General features: G+C 60.8%; 14 protein-coding genes and 5 pseudogenes. 8 read left to right on the top strand and 11 right to left on the bottom strand.

The genetic code is table 11. The features are described from left to right. Positions 1–56: 56 nt before the first annotated feature. The 5 genes from frc (OKW41_RS31320) to oxc form a co-directional block, all read right to left on the bottom strand. On the bottom strand, positions 57–1,304 hold the full coding sequence (gene frc / locus OKW41_RS31320; RefSeq protein ID WP_429575049.1) for a formyl-CoA transferase: 1,248 nt from the start codon (positions 1,302–1,304) through the stop codon (positions 57–59). A gap of 93 nt (positions 1,305–1,397) precedes the next feature. Beyond that, positions 1,398–1,646 (bottom strand): hypothetical protein, encoded by a 249-nt coding sequence (locus OKW41_RS31315; RefSeq protein WP_429449876.1) that lies wholly within the window; start codon positions 1,644–1,646, stop codon positions 1,398–1,400. Positions 1,647–1,747: 101 nt separating this feature from the next. Further along, positions 1,748–2,179, bottom strand: a complete 432-nt coding sequence (locus OKW41_RS31310; protein WP_429449875.1) for a PAS domain S-box protein — start codon at positions 2,177–2,179, stop codon at positions 1,748–1,750. A gap of 119 nt (positions 2,180–2,298) precedes the next feature. After that, positions 2,299–3,549: a formyl-CoA transferase gene (gene frc, locus OKW41_RS31305; RefSeq protein ID WP_429449873.1), complete on the bottom strand. Its 1,251-nt coding sequence runs from the start codon at positions 3,547–3,549 to the stop codon at positions 2,299–2,301. A 26-nt stretch (positions 3,550–3,575) separates the two neighbouring features. Beyond that, on the bottom strand, positions 3,576–5,324 hold the full coding sequence (oxc, locus tag OKW41_RS31300) for an oxalyl-CoA decarboxylase (protein WP_429575048.1): 1,749 nt from the start codon (positions 5,322–5,324) through the stop codon (positions 3,576–3,578). Positions 5,325–5,676: 352 nt separating this feature from the next. Between oxc and OKW41_RS31295 the strand changes: the two genes are divergently transcribed. Then, a complete protein-coding gene (locus OKW41_RS31295; RefSeq protein ID WP_429575047.1) occupies positions 5,677–6,063 on the top strand; it encodes a hypothetical protein in 387 nt (128 codons plus the stop codon). Here the strand turns inward: OKW41_RS31295 and OKW41_RS31290 are convergent. Further along, positions 6,060–7,027, bottom strand: a pseudogene (locus OKW41_RS31290) (LysR family transcriptional regulator). The gene OKW41_RS31295 and the pseudogene OKW41_RS31290 sit on opposite strands and share 4 nt — an antisense overlap. A 192-nt stretch (positions 7,028–7,219) precedes the next feature. On the opposite strand from OKW41_RS31290, the gene OKW41_RS31285 reads away from it, so the two are divergent. Next, positions 7,220–8,167 (top strand): LysR family transcriptional regulator, encoded by a 948-nt coding sequence (locus OKW41_RS31285; RefSeq protein ID WP_429449869.1) that lies wholly within the window; start codon positions 7,220–7,222, stop codon positions 8,165–8,167. 597 nt (positions 8,168–8,764) lie between these two features. Here OKW41_RS31285 and OKW41_RS31280 read toward each other — a convergent pair. From OKW41_RS31280 to OKW41_RS31270, 3 genes and pseudogenes are all read right to left on the bottom strand, one after another. Then, a pseudogene (locus OKW41_RS31280) lies at positions 8,765–9,037 on the bottom strand (NAD(P)(+) transhydrogenase (Re/Si-specific) subunit beta); the annotation flags it as partial. 405 nt (positions 9,038–9,442) lie between these two features. Further along, entirely contained in the window at positions 9,443–10,162 is a 720-nt protein-coding gene (locus OKW41_RS31275) for a GntR family transcriptional regulator (protein WP_429449867.1), read from the bottom strand. Continuing rightward, positions 10,146–10,373: a hypothetical protein gene (locus OKW41_RS31270; RefSeq protein ID WP_429575046.1), complete on the bottom strand. Its 228-nt coding sequence runs from the start codon at positions 10,371–10,373 to the stop codon at positions 10,146–10,148. Before OKW41_RS31270 ends, OKW41_RS31275 begins: the two co-directional genes overlap by 17 nt. Before the next feature lie 434 nt (positions 10,374–10,807). Between OKW41_RS31270 and OKW41_RS31265 the strand changes: the two genes are divergently transcribed. Further along, entirely contained in the window at positions 10,808–11,056 is a 249-nt protein-coding gene (locus OKW41_RS31265) for a hypothetical protein (RefSeq protein ID WP_429575045.1), read from the top strand. A gap of 100 nt (positions 11,057–11,156) precedes the next feature. Next, a pseudogene (locus OKW41_RS31260) lies at positions 11,157–11,724 on the top strand (IS6 family transposase); the annotation flags it as partial. A gap of 128 nt (positions 11,725–11,852) precedes the next feature. On the opposite strand, the gene OKW41_RS31255 reads toward OKW41_RS31260, so the two are convergent. Next, complete coding sequence (locus OKW41_RS31255; RefSeq protein WP_429576510.1) at positions 11,853–12,848, bottom strand: IS5 family transposase; 996 nt, start codon at positions 12,846–12,848, stop codon at positions 11,853–11,855. Positions 12,849–12,940: 92 nt separating this feature from the next. Here OKW41_RS31255 and OKW41_RS31250 point away from each other — a divergent pair. Next, positions 12,941–13,081: pseudogene (locus OKW41_RS31250) on the top strand (IS6 family transposase); the annotation flags it as partial. A gap of 206 nt (positions 13,082–13,287) precedes the next feature. Here the strand turns inward: OKW41_RS31250 and OKW41_RS31245 are convergent. Continuing rightward, positions 13,288–13,614, bottom strand: coding sequence for a DUF4148 domain-containing protein (locus OKW41_RS31245; protein ID WP_429449863.1), 327 nt, complete (start codon positions 13,612–13,614; stop codon positions 13,288–13,290). A gap of 203 nt (positions 13,615–13,817) precedes the next feature. Between OKW41_RS31245 and OKW41_RS31240 the strand changes: the two genes are divergently transcribed. The 3 genes and pseudogenes from OKW41_RS31240 to OKW41_RS31230 form a co-directional block, all read left to right on the top strand. Further along, positions 13,818–14,123 carry a PepSY domain-containing protein gene (locus OKW41_RS31240; protein ID WP_429575044.1) on the top strand — a complete coding sequence of 102 codons (306 nt, stop codon included), beginning with the start codon at positions 13,818–13,820 and terminating at the stop codon, positions 14,121–14,123. A 202-nt stretch (positions 14,124–14,325) separates the two neighbouring features. Then, positions 14,326–16,065, top strand: coding sequence for a phage integrase family protein (locus OKW41_RS31235; protein WP_429575043.1), 1,740 nt, complete (start codon positions 14,326–14,328; stop codon positions 16,063–16,065). Positions 16,066–16,166: 101 nt separating this feature from the next. Continuing rightward, positions 16,167–16,856, top strand: a pseudogene (locus OKW41_RS31230) (IS256 family transposase); the annotation flags it as partial. Between the last annotated feature and the right edge of the window lie 24 nt (positions 16,857–16,880).

Below are 16,880 nucleotides of genomic sequence, written 5' to 3'. Positions count from 1 at the left end.
GCGCCGCAACATCTTGTCCCGCGCGTCAGACGCGCGGTCAGGCACGGCTTACGCGGTCATAACGCGCCGACCGCACGCAAATGCACGATCTGGTCCGCCGAATAGCCGAGCTCGGCCATCACCTCGTCGGTGTGCTCGCCAAGCAGCGGTGAGCGCGTAACTTCAGTGGGACTGTCCGACAGCTTGATCGGATTGCCGACCGTCAGATACTTGCCGCGCACCGGGTGATCGACCTCGACGATCGTGCCGGTCTTGCGCAGCGACGGCTCCTCGGCGATCTCCTTCATCGACAGGATCGGGCCGCATGGAATGTCGTACCTGTTGAGCGTCTCCATCGCCTCGTACTTCGTCCGGGTCATGGTCCAGCGCTCGATCTCGGCAAAAATCTCCTTCAGGCGCGGCAGCCGCGCGGCAGGCGTCGCGTAGTCGGGATCGGTGGCCCATTCCTCCTTGCCGATCACATTGCAGACCTTCGCCCACACCGGCGCCTGGGCGATGAAGTAGATGTACGCGTTCGGGTCCGCCTCCCAGCCCTTGCACTTCAGAATCCAGCCCGGCTGACCACCGCCGGAAGCGTTGCCGGCGCGCGGCACCGCTTCGCCGAAGGTGCCGTTCGGATGTTGCGGATACTCCCGCATCACGCCCGTGCGTTCGAGCCGCTGCTGGTCGCGCAGCTTCACGCGGCACAGATTCAGCACGCCGTCCTGCATCGCGGCGAGCACGTATTGACCTCGCCCCGTCGTCTTGCGCTGATAGAGCGCCGTGACGATGCCGAGCGCAAGATGCAGCCCGGTGCCGCTGTCGCCGATCTGCGCGCCGCTCACGACCGGCGGGCCGTCGTCGAAGCCGGTGGTCGACGCCGCGCCGCCCACGCATTGCGCGACGTTCTCGTAGACCTTGCAGTCCTCATACGGCCCGGGACCGAAGCCCTTGACCGACGCCACGATCATGCGCGGGTTCAGTTCCTGGATACGCTCCCAGCTGAAGCCCATCCGCTCGAGCGCGCCCGGCGCAAAATTCTCCACCAGCACGTCGCACCTCCGGATCAGCGCTTCGAGAACCCGCTTGCCTTCCGGGTTCTTCGTGTCGATCGTCACCGAGCGCTTGTTGTGGTTGAGCATCGTGAAGTAAAGACTGTCCGCCTCCGGAATGTCGCGCAGTTGCACACGCGTGACATCGCCTGCGCCCGCCCGCTCCACCTTGATCACATCGGCGCCGAACCACGCCAGCAACTGCGTGCACGTCGGACCCGATTGCACATGCGTGAAATCGAGAATCCTCACGTCCTCCAATGCCTTGCCCATGTTGCGTCTCCCTAAATTGATCTGTATCTGGTCTGAGCATCGCGCGCGCATTACGCCTCTGATTTCCACCTGGCCACAACGGTACCGCTAGCGTTACCGGGTTGCCGGATTGAGCAGCGCCATCGCCATGCGACGCGCGCCGGCAATGGCCGCCGCTTCGCTTTCAAAGACGACCTCGTCGACAACCTGCCGGTAGGGCAGGAGGTTGGGTTGCGCCTGATGCTTTTCTTCGACCGTGCGGATTGCAAAATAAGCAGCCCATCCGCCGTTGTGGATCAACTGCATCGCGGACAGCTCAAGCCGATATTGCCCAAATACCTCTATGTGCATTGGATTCTTCATGGTAGATCGTCACGATAGCCGGCCAACCGGATCCGGGCGGCCCGGAGCGCGGTTCTCGACCGTCCCGGAACGCGCGTTCGGACATGGCATGACTGCGCCTTTCACGCTCCAACGCGGGCTTCCAGTTCGGCAAGGCGTTTGCGCAGATTGCGCTCCTCCTGGAAACGACTGGTTTCATCGCGAATCACCGCAACGATCCCGGTCAACTCATGTTCCGGTGAATGCAGCAGCGCAACCGTAAATGCGATCGATAGGGAGCGCCCCTCTTTATCCACCGCAGGAACGCGCAGCACATCGTTACCGTAGCGGGTTTGCCCGCTTGCCATCGTCTTGTGATAGCCATCCCAGTGACGTCCGCGCAAACGTGCCGGAATAATCAGGTCCAGTGACTGCCCCAGGGCCTCGCTTTGCGTGAAGCCAAACATGCGCTCGGCAGCAGGGTTCCACAGTGTGATGCGCCCCTGGGCGTCCGAAATGATGATTGCATCACCGATTGCTGCTACCAATTGCTCAAAGTCGATGGCTGTTTGCATAGGGCTACCTGGATTCGAAAAGACTACTGTTCAGTCACTACGGCGTCCATCCAGGGCGCCGCACCTGCATACCCCGACAATGAGAGCCCGGCTACTCCGAGCTCTGCCTGCCAGCGCCGTCAGACAGCCTTGATTTCGCGCAGATTGAAGACTTGCTGCTTGCTATATCCAAGGCTCGCCAGCACCTCGTCGGTGTGCTCGCCGAGCAACGGCGACGCGGTGATTTCAGGCTGAAGATCGGAGAACTTGATCGGGCTGCCGACCGTGAGGTAGGAGCCGCGCTTCTTGTGCTGGACCTCCACGATGGTGCCGCTCGCGCGCAACGACGGATCGTTCGCCAGTTCCTTCATCGTCAACACCGGCGCACACGGAATATCGAATTTGCGCAGGATGTCGACCGCCTCGAACTTGGTCTTGTCGGCGAGCCACGCCTCAATGGTCGCGAAGATATCGAAGATATGTGGCTGACGCGCCTCGGCCGTCTTGTAGGCCGGATCGTCGATCCACTCGGGCTTGCCCAGCGCCTTGCAGATCGGCTCCCATGCGTGGCCCTGGATGGTGAAGTAGATATACGCGTTTGGATCCATTTCCCAGCCCTTGCACTTCAGAATCCAACCTGGCTGGCCGCCGCCGCCGGCATTGCCGCCGCGCGGCACCACGTCGCTGAAAGTGCCGTGCGGATACTGCGGGTATTCCTCGAGGTAGCCGACCCGATCGAGACGCTGCTGGTCGCGCAATTTGACGCGGCACAGGTTCAGCACGCTGTCCTGCATCGACACCGCCACCTTCTGGCCCTTGCCGCTTTTATCGCGGCCGATCAGTGCGGTCAGAATGCCGATCGCCAGATGCATGCCGGTGTTGCTGTCGCCCAGCGCCGCTGCGCTGATCGTCGGCGGGCCATCCCAGAAGCCGGTGGTGGAAGCCGCACCGCCTGCGCATTGGGCGACGTTCTCGTAGACTTTCAGGTCATCGTAATGATGGCCGTCGCTGAAACCCTTCACCGATGCCACGATCATCTTCGGGTTGAGTTCGTTGAGGCGCTCCCAGGAGAAGCCCATTCGGTCGAGCGCGCCTGGGCCGAAATTCTCCACCAGCACATCGGATTCGCGAATCAGCTTTTCGAGCACTTCCTTGCCTTCGGGCTTCTTGGTGTCCAGCGTCAGCGATTTCTTGTTGCTGTTCAACATCGTGAAATACAGCGCGTCGGCGTCGGGAATATCGCGCAACTGATTGCGCGTCACGTCGCCTGAGCCGGGGCGTTCAACCTTGATCACGTCAGCGCCGAACCAGGCCAGCATCTGCGTGCATGCGGGTCCAGCTTGTACGTGGGTGAAGTCGATTATCTTGATTCCGTCGAGGGGATTGGTCACTTTGCTTCTCCTGATGATTAATGGCGTTACTTCTTCATCGCCGCACTTTGGGGGTTGAGATTCGTCAAGCGGCCGCTCTCCGTTCCCGCTGCTTCGTCGATGACGGCGTTGATGAGCGTCGGCTTTCCCGACTTGATGGATTCGATCAGCGCCTTCTCCAACTCCTCTGGCGTCGTGACGTGATAGCCGATGCCGCCGAACGCCTCGATCATCCTGTCGTAGCGCGCACCCTTGACGAAAACCGTCGGCGCCACGTCCTTGCCTCCGGAGTGGTTGACGTCGGTGCCGCGATAAACGCCGTTGTTGTTGAAGACGATCGTGCAAACCGGCAAGTCGTAACGGCAGATCGTCTCGATCTCCATGCCGCTGAAGCCGAATGCGCTGTCGCCCGCAACCGCGATCACCTGCTTGCCGGTCTCGACCGCCGCGGCGACCGCGTAACCCATGCCAATGCCCATAACCCCCCACGTACCGACATCCAGGCGCTTGCGCGGCTTGTACATGTCGACAATGGCGCGGGTATAGTCCAACGTGTTGGCCCCTTCGTTGACGAGCGTGATATCCGGGTTCGCCTTGATCACATCGCGAATCACGCGCAGCGCGCTGTGGAAATTCATTGGCGTTGGATTCTTGGCGAGCATCTCGGCCATCTTCGCCAGATTCTTGTCCTTGCGTTCCGCGAGTGTGTCGATCCACTCCGCGCCAGGCTTCGGGAAGCTCGAATCGATGCCAGCCAGGAGGGCCGACACGCAAGAACCGATGTCGCCGATCACCGGCGCGGCGATGGGCACGTTGCTGTCGATTTCCGTCGGCGTGATGTCGATCTGGATGAATTGCTTCGGCGCGCCCCACGTCTTGCCCTTGCCGTGCGACAGCAGCCAGTTCAAGCGAGCGCCGATCAGCATGACGACGTCCGATTCCGCGAGCACGAACGAGCGCGCGGCCGAGGCCGATTGCGCATGGTTGTCGGGCAGCAGGCCTTTGGCCATGGACATCGGCAGATACGGAATGCCGGTCTTTTCGACGAGCGCACGAATCTCGGCGTCGGCTCGCGAATAAGCGGCACCTTTGCCCAGAATGATCAGCGGACGCTTGGCGCTCCTCAGCAAATCGAGAGCACGCTCGACAGCGTCAGGCGCCGGAAGCTGGCGTGGCGCCGGGTCAACGACGTGTACGAGTGAGTTCCGGCCCTTCGCGGCATCGATGGTCTGCGCGAGCAGCTTGGCGGGCAGGTCCAGGTAGACGCCGCCGGGACGCCCGGATACGGCCGCGCGGATCGCACGCGCAACCCCGATGCCGATGTCCTCGGCGTGCAGTACGCGATAGGCCGCCTTGGCGTGCGGTTTCGCGACGTTCAGTTGATCCATCTCTTCGTAGTCGCCCTGCTGCAGGTCGACGATCTCGCGCTCGCTCGAGCCGCTGATCAGGATCATCGGGAAACAGTTGGTCGTCGCATTGGCAAGCGCCGTGAGCCCGTTCAGGAAGCCGGGCGCGGAAACGGTCAAGCAGATTCCGGGCTTCTGCGTCAAGAAACCGGCAATTGCGGCGGCATTGCCCGCGTTCTGCTCGTGTCGAAAGCTGATGACGCGCATCCCCTCGGCTTGAGCGAGCCGCGTCAAATCGGTGATGGGAATACCCGGCAGACCATAGATCGTGTCGATGCCGTTCAGTTTCAGCGCATCGATGACCAGATGAAATCCGTCAGTCATTTCGGTTGTCCCGCGTTTCTGTGCTTCTTCTGCAGCGCTCTGCAGGGTGCTCCCAGCTTCTGCCATGACGTCTCTCCTCCTTGGCGGGGCGTTGTGTGATTCGTGATATACAATATTCCACATACAGTATTAGTCAAGCGTATTTTTGGAGACGGGGCCGATTGTTGCAGCGCGGCTGGCCGCATTCGCTTGAGGCGAAAGGGAATCACGCACGAACTGTTTGCATTGCACAAACGGGCTGCAGACGGAGGTTTACGATAAGTACTGGAATTTCGGCGTCGCCTTCGAATGAACTCCTGGCCTCGTGGCGCCGAAATACATAAGACAATAGTTATCGTTTATACAAAAAACTTTAACTATCGTATATTGATTCGCGATCCTATCCTTCATCCAAGCCATCCAACTGAAGGAGAAAATCATGGGCCGCTTACACCTTGACGGACTCGAAACCGTGCGCGACCACACCGTGCAGGCGCAACTTTGTGCCTACAACATGGCTTTCTCCGAACTGGGTCTGCGTTTCCGTTGGGACGCGCAAACCTTCGCCTCACTCGCAACGATCGACGACGAACGGGCGCGCATCGCCGCGTACATCAAGGCTCATCATTCGCATTTGCTGAACGCCTACAGCGCGGAATTTCTGAGTCAGGCCATTCTCGACAGGAAGAACGCGCATACCCTGGGAGGTTTCGCGGCAAACGGAAAAATTGCGAATGTGAGTCGCGCGTCGGACTCGTCGCAAGGCTATTCGCGGAGGGCGTGCGTGCCAGACGAGCCGGGTGTGCCTGCGCTCGCGGGCGCTTAAGGCGCGTTCAGCGACGTGGCCGGCATCTGCCCGTTCGCGCTGGCCCACAGTTCATCTACCGACTGGGCAGTGGATGCGCCGGCACCTGCGAATTGAGCCCACGCTGCTGCCGCGTTCGGCTTGAGCGAACGGTTGCGACGGCGCACTTGCATCGTCGTCAGCATCACCTCCGGGAGCAGCGGGAGCGACACGAGACGTTCGGATGGAGCGGGCCAGTGCTCGTCGACCGGCAGTACGCCGACACCCAGCCCCAGTTCGATCATCCGCAGTACAGCGGCGACGTGACCCAGTTCCTGTATCGGTCGCCCTCGGACGCAATGTGTGCTCAAGGCACGTTCGACGACGCTGTGGCTTCCGGCATCGGAATTGAGCGTCATGAGCGGCACGTCGCTCAGTGCACTCCAGGCGGCGAGCGTGGTGCGTCGCGCAAGCGGATGCTCGCCGGACAAGACAGCAGAGAGGGGGTTAAGAAAAGCGCTTGCGCGTGCAACTGGTCGGCCGCCAAAGGCTCCGCGTCCGACACCACGCCGAAGTCGACTTCCCCTTGTTCGACGCGGGTCAACACCGCGCATTGCGGCCGGTCCTGTACCGACACGATCAGATCAGGAAATGCCTCAGCACAGCGTGCAAGACCGCCTGGCACCCAGTTCGATGACAGCACTGGATTGCTGACGATGACCACCACGCCGGTGTGCCCTTCATACGCGGCCCGATTTTCGCGTAACGTCAGATCGATATCATCAAGCAGGCGACCGATGCGGCACGCGAGGCTCGCACCCGCCGTCGTCAATTCGACCTGCCGCGTCGTCCGGTCGAACAGTTTCAGTTCGATCGCTTCTTCGAGTTCGCGCAAGCACCGGCTCACCGCAGACTGCGTGAGGTTGAACCCGCGCGCCGCGCGCGTAAAGCTTCGCTCACGCGCGACGGCGACAAATACTTTTAACTGTTGCAACGAAACGTTCATCAGGCAACCAAACGGGCGCTATTCACTCGTCTGCTCCGGCTATTGGCCTCAGGTGCGAAGGGCGGTTTGCGCTGGTCGGGGCCTGATGGTTGATATCGTCGAGGCGCCCGGTCTCCATGCCAGGGTCATTGCTGAATTACCTATAGTTAAAGGTTGTTACCATATTGATTCACATTCGCCTATATATCGGCCATGACGATGAGAAACGCGACACTCCGGCAGTTGAAGGTCTTCGAGACGGTGGCCCGCCGCCTGAGCTTCTCGCGTGCCGCGGAAGAACTTCATCTGACCCAGCCGGCTGTCTCCAGCCAGGTCCGGCTACTCGAAGAGCATGCGGGGCTGCCGCTCTTCGAGCAGCTCGGCAAGAAGATCTATCTCACGCCCGCCGGCCATGAGATGCTTCACTACAGCCGCGCAATCATCCAGCAGTTCCACGAAGTGGACCAAGCGATGGGTCAGCTGAAAGGCGTCTCCGGCGGCAAGCTCAATGTCGCCGTGATCAGCGCGGGCGACTACTTCTTCCCGCGCCTGCTCGCCGAATTCACGCGCCGCTATCCGGGCGTGGTCCTTAATCTGGCGGTACACAATCGCGAGGAACTGCTGCATCAACTCGCGACCAATCAGACCGACCTCGCGGTGATGGTGCGCCCGCCGCATGAGATGGACACCACCAACGAACCGTTTGCACCGCACCCGTATGTGATCGTCGCCGCGCCATCGCATCCGCTCGCGCACAAGCGCAACATCACGATGAGTCAATTGGCGGGGGAAGCCTTCATCGTTCGCGAGCACGGCTCCGATACGTGGAATTCGATGGAAGAAGGTTTTGCCGGACGAATCGCCAACCTGAAGATCGCGATGGAGATCAAGAGCACTGAGACGATCAAGCAGGCTGTGATTGCCGGCATGGGCATCGCGTTCCTGTCCGCGCATACGATCAGCCTCGAATTGCAAGTGGGCAACCTCGTCGTGCTCGACGCCCAGGGCTTTCCGGTGATGTTCAACTGGTACGTCGTGCACCGGAAGAACAAGCGTCTGCCGCCCGTTGCGGTGGCCTTTAAGCGCTTCCTGATGGAAGAAGGTGCGGATCTGATCGAGAACATCACACGCGTGAAGGCGCTCAGCAAGAGTAAGCAATAGGCTTTGGATCGCCTGTAAAACTTCATTTATTGCAAGTTCGTCGCCAGCTCTATGTTTTCTCACTCGTCTGCACGGGAGCCGGGGGCCGTGAATCACGCTTCGGTTGTGTCTCGTTCCGGTGCGCACAATATCTTTGGCGGCTGCGATAGCGCCATTCGACTCCGCTGCGATACGCGCTCGTGCGTACAACGTGCTGAGTGTCGTCGCGCAGTGCCCATGGTTGCGCGAATTCGCCGCCAGCAGCGGGTGCATTTGATCGTCGCGCCATTCGAAGCGCCCGAGCCAGCCAGGTCGCTGCACGAGGCCGCAGCGCGCATGAGACCGGTGGCCGTATGTGCGGCGAGCGCGTGAAGAGGCACTTCGGCGGCGGCTGCCCTCATCAGATGCGCGCCCAGTGCGGCAGCCAGTCCGCTCATCGCGAGCAACGCGGCGAGCCCGAAGGTCTGCGTCGGTTCCGTTACGAAGCCGTAGCCAAGACATACACACAGCACGAGCGCCGTGAGGTTGACGACGGTATAGCCGGGGCGCGCTCCCGAGCGCCCCGGCTATCGCACCGCGCAGTTTGCAGAACGCGATCGTCGATGCGGTGAAGATCAGCGCGCCGATTAAGACCACGGCGCACAACTCGACACGCTCCACAGCCGCCTTTGCATATGCAGTCGCCGACAGGTACCGCGCGAAACCGCCGGAAATGGCGGCGAGGCCCATACCGATGCCGAGCGACGCCACGAGGTACGGCCTGCGTGTCAGTTCGCGCCGCCGCACGCGCCAGGCGCCCAGCACCGCGCCCGCGATTGCCGCCGCGATAACGTCGCTTCCAGCACCGACGCCCGCCGCGAGCAGCCCGGCAAGCGCTGCGGTCGGGAGCATCGCACACAGATGGCCGTGCCGGCGGCCGCGTTGGCGGACGCCGCGAGCCTCGCCTGAACGACGACACATCGCAGCAAGGACGAAGGAGCGCACATGCCGCAAGGGTGGGGGAATACCGTGTGGGCAGGAAGGGGTTTTCTACTGGCTATCGCACTGGCTGCGGTGCTGGCCGGCACGGAGCAATTGGCGGTCGCGTCGCGGGGGCGCGGGTGAGATCCGGAGCGAGGGACAACAAGGATGGGGGCGCTACCGTCGCGCAAACCATCGTAGCGAGCCGGGGTCAGACGACCTGCATCGGCATTGGCTGCGATCCGGCGAAACCCACGAACTTCATCGATGGCACACCAAAACAACAAGGCCAGTGGTGACAGCACCGCTGGCCTTGTTGTTTTTGACAAGCCACCGTCAATCCAGAAAGTCGCAGTTCGCTTCGACGAACGCTGCAAGATCGAGCGAATGCTGGCGCACGAGCCGCTCGACCAGTTCGGTATCGCGCCGCTCGAGCGCCTCGATGATTCGACGATGATCGGCGATCGAACGCGCTGCCCGATCGCTCCGCGAAATCGTCATCCGGCGCATCGCACGCACGTGAATGAAGATGTTCTTGATCGTGTCGAGGATGATCTGCGACTTCGATAGCTCGACGATTGCCTGATGAAAGGCAATGTTTGCGTCCGAGTATTCGGCAATGTGCTCGGCAGGCGCGGCGTCGCCCAATTTGTCGAACATATGGCGCAGGCGCGCGATTTCCTCGTCCGTTGCATGTAGCGTGGCCAGGCGCGCCGCCATGCTTTCGAGCGCGGCCCACATCTGGATCATCTCGACGATCTCACGTTTGCTCTTTCGCACGATGTAAATGCCGCGGCGCGGCACTGTGCGCAGAAACCCTTCCTGTTCGAGCTGCGTCATCGCTTCGCGCACTGGTGTGCGGCTCACGCCGAGAGATTCGCACAACACGCGCTCGTCGAGTCGAATTTCTTCGCGCGTCTGGTAGATGTCAGTATCGGCAATGGCCTGGCGCAGCATTGCGTAGGCCTTATTGCGCAAGCTCGCGCTTGCCCCGATCGGCTGCAGTGACAGCGTCAACGACGCGACCAATGCTTCAGTTTCAAGTTCTGACGACACTGATCGCCTCTTGTTGAATATGCGCGCGATACGTTGCCGCTGTCGCGGTCGAACTGAACTCCCCGTCCACTGCGCCCAACCGGGCGAAACGGCCATGTTGTGCTGCGCGTTCCACGACCGGCTGCGGAATCCACCAGCTCAGCAGGACGGTAGCGGCAGAGCCTAACCCTGCGACGGCGACGGCAAACAGCGCCAGAAAAACAAAATCCATTTGTAGCTCCGAATGATTGAGTCACGAGACGACTGAATCATATGCTGCATCGCCGCAAACGTCAATATTCTGTATTCAGTATATCACACATCGTGTTGTCTCGATATTGCCTAAAGTTATCATGACTGCAGCTTGGTGGTGACACACAAGATGTGTCCCGGCGGCTTGACGGGCTATAGATCTGCGCCCCTCTGGCTGCGCAGCAGGTATCTGAGGCCACGCCGATCCGGTATCGTGCGCAGGAACCCAAATTCCAGAGGCTCATCACACGCGGCCTATTCATAAGTCTTCGTTTATCGTTATCGACGAAAACATTAATTATCATTCATTGCTTGCCGCTCCTATTCTGTAATCACCGCCGTCGCAACGCGCAAAAGTAGTCGCAATCGATCTGTCGACCAGCGCAAGCAGGGGAGCGGTTGAAGGAGAAGGCCATGAACACCGCCGAGAAGTCTCTGCGCCACCTGGTAGAAAAATGGCTTGCGCCCACCCCGACGGTGCGGATCCGCGTAGTCCAGTTTGGTCGCATGCGCGCAGACAAGATGCGCTATGCGCACATCGAGGCATCGACTCTGACCGGAACGCGCGCAATATTCTTCTTTCGACATGCTGACGGATGCTGGTGCGTGTTTCCGCCTCAGATCGCGCGGCCGTCGATGACACGTTATCCGCTGTCAGCGTGACCCTCCGGCATGACCGTTCTGGAATGGCTCAAAATGCGGTTCTTTTGCATTAAGGCGGTCCGCTATGATGGGCGGAACGACACGAACGACAGAAAGCTCGATGAACACGTTGAATCCGGCGGGGGCCCGAGTGCTGAAACGACTGCATTATCCGCTCGACGTGATTCTGACTTGCGTGCGCTGGTACGTGGCCTATCCGCTGAGCCTTCGGCACCTTGAAGACATGATGGCTGAGCGCGGCGTTTCGGTCGACCATTCGACTGGCACCGCTGGGCCATCAAGCTGTGGCCGGTGCTGAAGAAAGCGTTTCGCCGCCGCAAGCGGCCGGTGGGTACGAGCTGGCGGACGGACGAGACGTACCTCCGCGTCAAGGGGGAATGGCGGTATCTTTACCGGGCCGTCGCGACATGGACGGCAACACCATTGACTTTCTGCTACGCGCCCATCGGGACAAGACTGCGGCCCGGCGTTACTTTGAGCGATCGATCGCCCGGAGCGGTGTACCCAAAACGGTAACCATCGACAAAAGCGGCGCCAATCTCGCCGCGCTCGAAGCGATCAATGCCGATCGTGGAGCGCCCATCAAGATCCGCCAGTCCAAATATCTCAATAACCTGGTCGAGCAGGACCATCGGGCGATCACGCGACGAACGCGGCCCATGCTAGGGAAACGCTGATCAATGGACCAACTGCCCAAGTTGCAGGCGAGATGGCGTCGAAATTTTCAAATGACGAAGCGGATTGACACTCAATTCGGTGAATTGGACGCGTAAACGAGCCTTCCTGCTCGCGTTTCTCATACGCATGACGGATTGCTCCCATGGACCGATCGCAAGAGATTTCGCGCAACCACCAGATTTGCCAAAGCGAACAGGCTGAACAGTTGTGCGGTGTTCTTAGCCAAGCCCTTGTATCGCGTCTTGCGATGGTGAAACAGATTCTTGACGATATGGAACGGATGCTCAACCCGCGACCGGATCTGCGCCTTGGTTCGCTCGACCGCAATCACCAAGTCCTTCAGCGCTCCCTCCTGCATCGCCTTGATCCTTCCCCGCTTGGCAGCGACGTTCCACTTCACGGTCTTGCCCGTCATTTCCTCGCGCTTCTCTACGCCAATGTAGCCCGCATCGGCGAACGCTTGCTCCTCATGTCCGTGCAGCAGGGCATGCGCTTGCGATACATCCGATACGTTGGCCGCCGTGCCAACCACACTGTGGATCAGACCCGAATCGGCATCGACGCCAATGTGGGCTTTCATCCCAAAGTGCCATTCGTTGCCCTTCTTGGTTTGATGCATTTCCGGGTCACGACTCTTCCCGGCGTTCTTGATCGACGGCGGCGCTTCGATTATCGTCGCATCAACCAGCGTGCCTTCTTTCATCATCAGCCCACGCTCGCACAGCGAGATGCCAATCTCGTCGAACAACTTGCGTGTCAGTTTGTGTTCGATCAGCAGGCGCCGGAACTTCAAAAGCTTGGTTGCATCAGGCACGTTCTCGACCGCCAGATCAATGCCGGCGGCGAAGGCTCGCAGCGCGATGCTGTCATACAGGGCGTCTTCCAGTCCTTCATCCGACAGCCCGTACCACTGTTGCAAGAAGTAGATTCGCAGCATTCGCTCCAGGCCAATCGGCGGGCGGCCTCGCGTGCCCTTCGGACAGTGCGGCTCGATTGCCGACAGCAAGCGCTGCCACGGAACTATCTTCTCCATCTCGGCCAAGAAGCGTTGGCGCCTCGTCACTCGCTTCTTGCCTGCAATTTCCGCTTCCGCGAAGCCAATCTGCCTCTTCATCATCGTGAGTCTGTTCCGTGAGCTGCCTTCTATAACGTCCTCAGCTACGCCAGCGATGACCGATGTATCGAGCTGAATAAATCAGCGTTTCCCTAGGGTTCAAGACCTTTCGCTGTGCCCGGCTTGTTCTGGCCGGCATTGAGATTATGCAGACGATCGCCAAAGGACAGATGGAATGGGCTCGCGGAACCCACCCGTCCGCCCCGGATCAATTCTACGAGCTCGCAAGATAAGCAGTACTTCGCATATCGATTCCGCTCGCTCTTTGAGCCTTACCGCGACAAAGCCCAAATTGGCGCGGCCTATCTGCCGTCATTTCACGGATGGGAGCGCCTTTGGATCTTCTCGTCGAATCCTCAATAAAGGCATTCGGTTCGAATCCGGCTTACTCTCAGTGCGCTGCCGTTACTCGACGCGGACGTACCCGACCCGCGCCTGTTCAGTGATGCGCGAAAAGATGCGTCGAATCAGATGCCGGAGCGATGCGTCTGCCGGATTGCGAAGCATCACTGGTTGCGCTTCCCATGCCGGAATCTGACCCGGCGCCTGCGACATTTTTGCTGGCAATGCGAGCCTCTGCCGCCTGTATGTCCGACGGGTAAGTCGATGTATCACGTTTTGCGGGATAGTACCCAGCATTCCCGATCTGGATCAGTTCAGCGCGGACTTGTGCGCGCGTGAGCGGAACACTGGCCTGTTGGGCAAAAGCAACGACCGGGACGCCCAGCATAATGGCCGTGGCAAAGGTAAGGAGAACAGATTTCATGACAGTTCCTGGTTTGCTGGAAATAAAAATTGGCGATGAACCGGTTGCTACAATTCCAATTCTAGGAGAGCGCTAACTTAGGGGAACCTTAGCAAACGGAAAATGCAGCCCGCGCTGCGGGCTTTCGAAATCCATGCGGTTCAGCGTGGCTTAATCCTGCAGTGCCATCATCGATTCTGAATCAATCAACACTGGAGTACGAAATGAAGAAGGAACTCGGTATTGTCCTGGTCGCAGTCGGCGTGCTTGCGACGAGCTTTCCCGCCTATGCATTTACCGGTCAAGAATACGCGAAAGACGCGAACATCAGCATCGAACAGGCGCGCGCTACCGCCTTGAAAGCACAACCCGGAAAAATCACCGATGAAGAGTTGGAGAAGGAAGCGGGAGGCAGCGGGTTGCGCTACTCCTTCGATATTGCGTCGAAACGGGGCACGCAGGAAGTCGGTGTCGACGCGCACACCGGAGCCGTTCTTGAGAACAAGGCGGAAGGACCGAACCCCGACTGATCACCGGCGATCGAATTCGACATAGCATGTATCGAGCGTTCGATTACGACAGCGGCGGAGTCTGACGCAAGTCAATGTTGTAGTGACCCGGTGTGGACAGGACACGGGACAGATAGCAGCGGCTGGAATATTCGGATCAACCGTGCCATTAAGATAAGTTTTCTTATCAAAATGTCTCTGTTTGTCGTCTAAACTTGAGGCCATGAAAACGCGTCACACGTCCCTGCCCTCCCCCGCACCCTCCGGCCCTCCCGGCTTTCCTGACGCCGACGAACTCGCCGTACTGCGGGCCTGGTACGCCGGCCTGCCGGCGCGGCAGGCGGTGGCGCGCTACCTGCCCGTGGCCGTCGGTGACGGCCGATCCGCGCGCGGTGTAGTTGGGCGAATCCGTCGCACGCTGCTGGCCGCCGCACAGGCGCTTCACCGCGCCGATCTCGCCGCCCTGCTCGATCATCCGGCCGACCAGCGCGAACAGCATGCAAAAACCGTCGCGCACGTGATCGAACTCCTGCGCACCGCTGTGCCACCCGAGCCGCAGATCGCCGACGACATCGCGCAATGGCTATCCCGTCGCGCCGTGCGCGTGCTGCGCGCCCACGGCATCACGACGCTGGCCGACCTGACCGTGCGGATTCCGCGACGACGCCAATGGTGGAAAGCGGTCCCCGGTCTCGGCGCGGCGAGTGCGCGCGCGATCGAGCAGTTCTTCGCCGCATGCCCCGCCCTCACCGACAAGGCCCGCGCGCTGGTGGTGGCAAGCCAGCGTGGTGACATCGTGCCGTGGGAAACCCTGCGGCTGGCGCACGAGGTCGATGGCACCCGCGGTACGTTCCGCGCGCCCGTCGCGACCTGTACGCTGGACGCGTCCAATGACTATGAGGCCGTGCAGACCTGGCTCGCGCTGCAGGAGTCGCCCGCCACGCGGCGCACCTACCGCAAGGAGGCCGAGCGCCTGATCCTGTGGGCGATCGTCGAGCGGGGCCGCGCGCTGTCATCGCTGACGACCGACGACGCAATCGCGTACCGGGCGTTTCTGCGGCATCCCTCGCCGCGTGCACGCTGGGTGGGTCCGGTACGGCCGCGTACGTCGCCTGACTGGCGGCCGTTCAACGGCAATCTCTCGGACCGCTCGGTTGCGCACGCGCTGTCGATCGTCGGCGCGCTGTTCCGCTGGCTGATCGGGCAGCGCTACGTGCTCGCCAATCCGTTCTCAGGTGTGAAGGTGCGTGGCGGCAATGGCGCAGCGACGCTCGATGCATCACATGCTTTCACCGAAGGCGAATGGGCGCTCGTGCGCACGATCGCCGACGGACTCGAGTATCCGGATCGGACTGCGTCCGGCACACCTTCAACCGGCTGGAGCAAGGCGGCCGCGCAGCGGCTGCGCTTTTTGCTCGATTTCGGCTACGCGACCGGACTGCGCGCGAGCGAACTGGTCGGCGCGACGCTCCGGGACGTCAGGACCGATGCCAGCGGCGATCACTGGTTGCGCGTGACCGGCAAGGGCAAGAAGATTGCGATGGTCGCACTACCACCGCTCGCCTGGGACGCGCTAGCGCGCTATCTGGCCGAACGCGGCCTGCCGGTTCTTCCGGCGCAATGGCGTCCGCAGACGCCGGTGATCGGTAGTCTCGAAACGGACAGCGCCGCGGCGATCAGCAGCGTGCGGCTGTGGGGCGTGCTCAAGCGCTTTTTTGTGCTCACGGCAGAGCAGATCGAGGCCGACCATCCGCCGCTGGCGACGAAGCTGCGCGATGCCAGCACCCACTGGATGCGCCACACGCACGCCACTCACGCGCTCAGCCGCGGCGCCGAACTGACGACGGTGCGGGACAACCTGCGGCACGCATCCGTCTCGACGACGTCGATCTATCTGCACAGTGATGAAGTGAAACGGGCGCGGCAGATCGGGGGAGCTTTTGGTACTGATAGACGCCGGTAGTCAGATGCAATCAGTCGGAGAACAGCTGGCTTCCCCCTGTCCAAAGCGGCAAGGCCTGTCACTTCCGATACACCGACTTCGCAATACCTGAAATGCATCAGATGTGCAAAAATCATCGTGGCCTGATGCAAAGCGCCGTCCTTGCCGCCCATGGAAACGGGTTGCTCAAGCAGCTCACGAAGATGCTGGTGGAGCGAGCGCTTGAGACGGAGATGTCCGAGCACCTGGGCCATGGCAAGAGCGAAGCGGTGACTAATGCCACTGGCAACACCCGGAATGGGCATAGCGCCAAGACGCTGCAGGGGGAATTTGGCGAGTTGCCGCTCAACATCCCGCGCGACCGTCAGGGGGCGTTCGAGCCGAAGCTGGTGGAGCGCCATCAGACGCGCTGGACGGGCTTCGACGACAAGATCATTTCGCTGTATGCGCGTGGCCTGAGCGTGCGCGAGATCCAGGGGCACCTGGAAGAAATGTACGGCACGGAGGTCTCGCCCACGCTCATCTCGGCGGTCACCGACGCCGTCAGCGAGGAGGTGAAGGTCTGGCAAGGCCGTGCGCTCGATGCGCTTTACCCGATCGTCTATCTCGACTGCATCCACGTCAAGGTGCGCGACAGCGGCGCGGTGCGCACCAAGGCAGTGTACCTGGCCATCGGCGTGAACATGACCGGTCACAAGGAGGTTCTGGGACTGTGGATTGCCCAGACCGAGGGTGCCAAGTTCTGGTTGCAGGTGGTCACTGAGCTGAAGACGCGCGGCGTGCAGGACATTTTTATCGCCTGCGTCGAGGGTCGCGCCGCATCTAGGCCACGCGAT

Source organism: Paraburkholderia sp. UCT70, assembly GCF_050434085.1.
In the GTDB taxonomy this organism is placed as follows: domain Bacteria; phylum Pseudomonadota; class Gammaproteobacteria; order Burkholderiales; family Burkholderiaceae; genus Paraburkholderia; species Paraburkholderia tuberum.
Note: the sequence above shows the minus strand (reverse complement) of the source record. Positions and strands in the feature narration are given on the sequence as shown.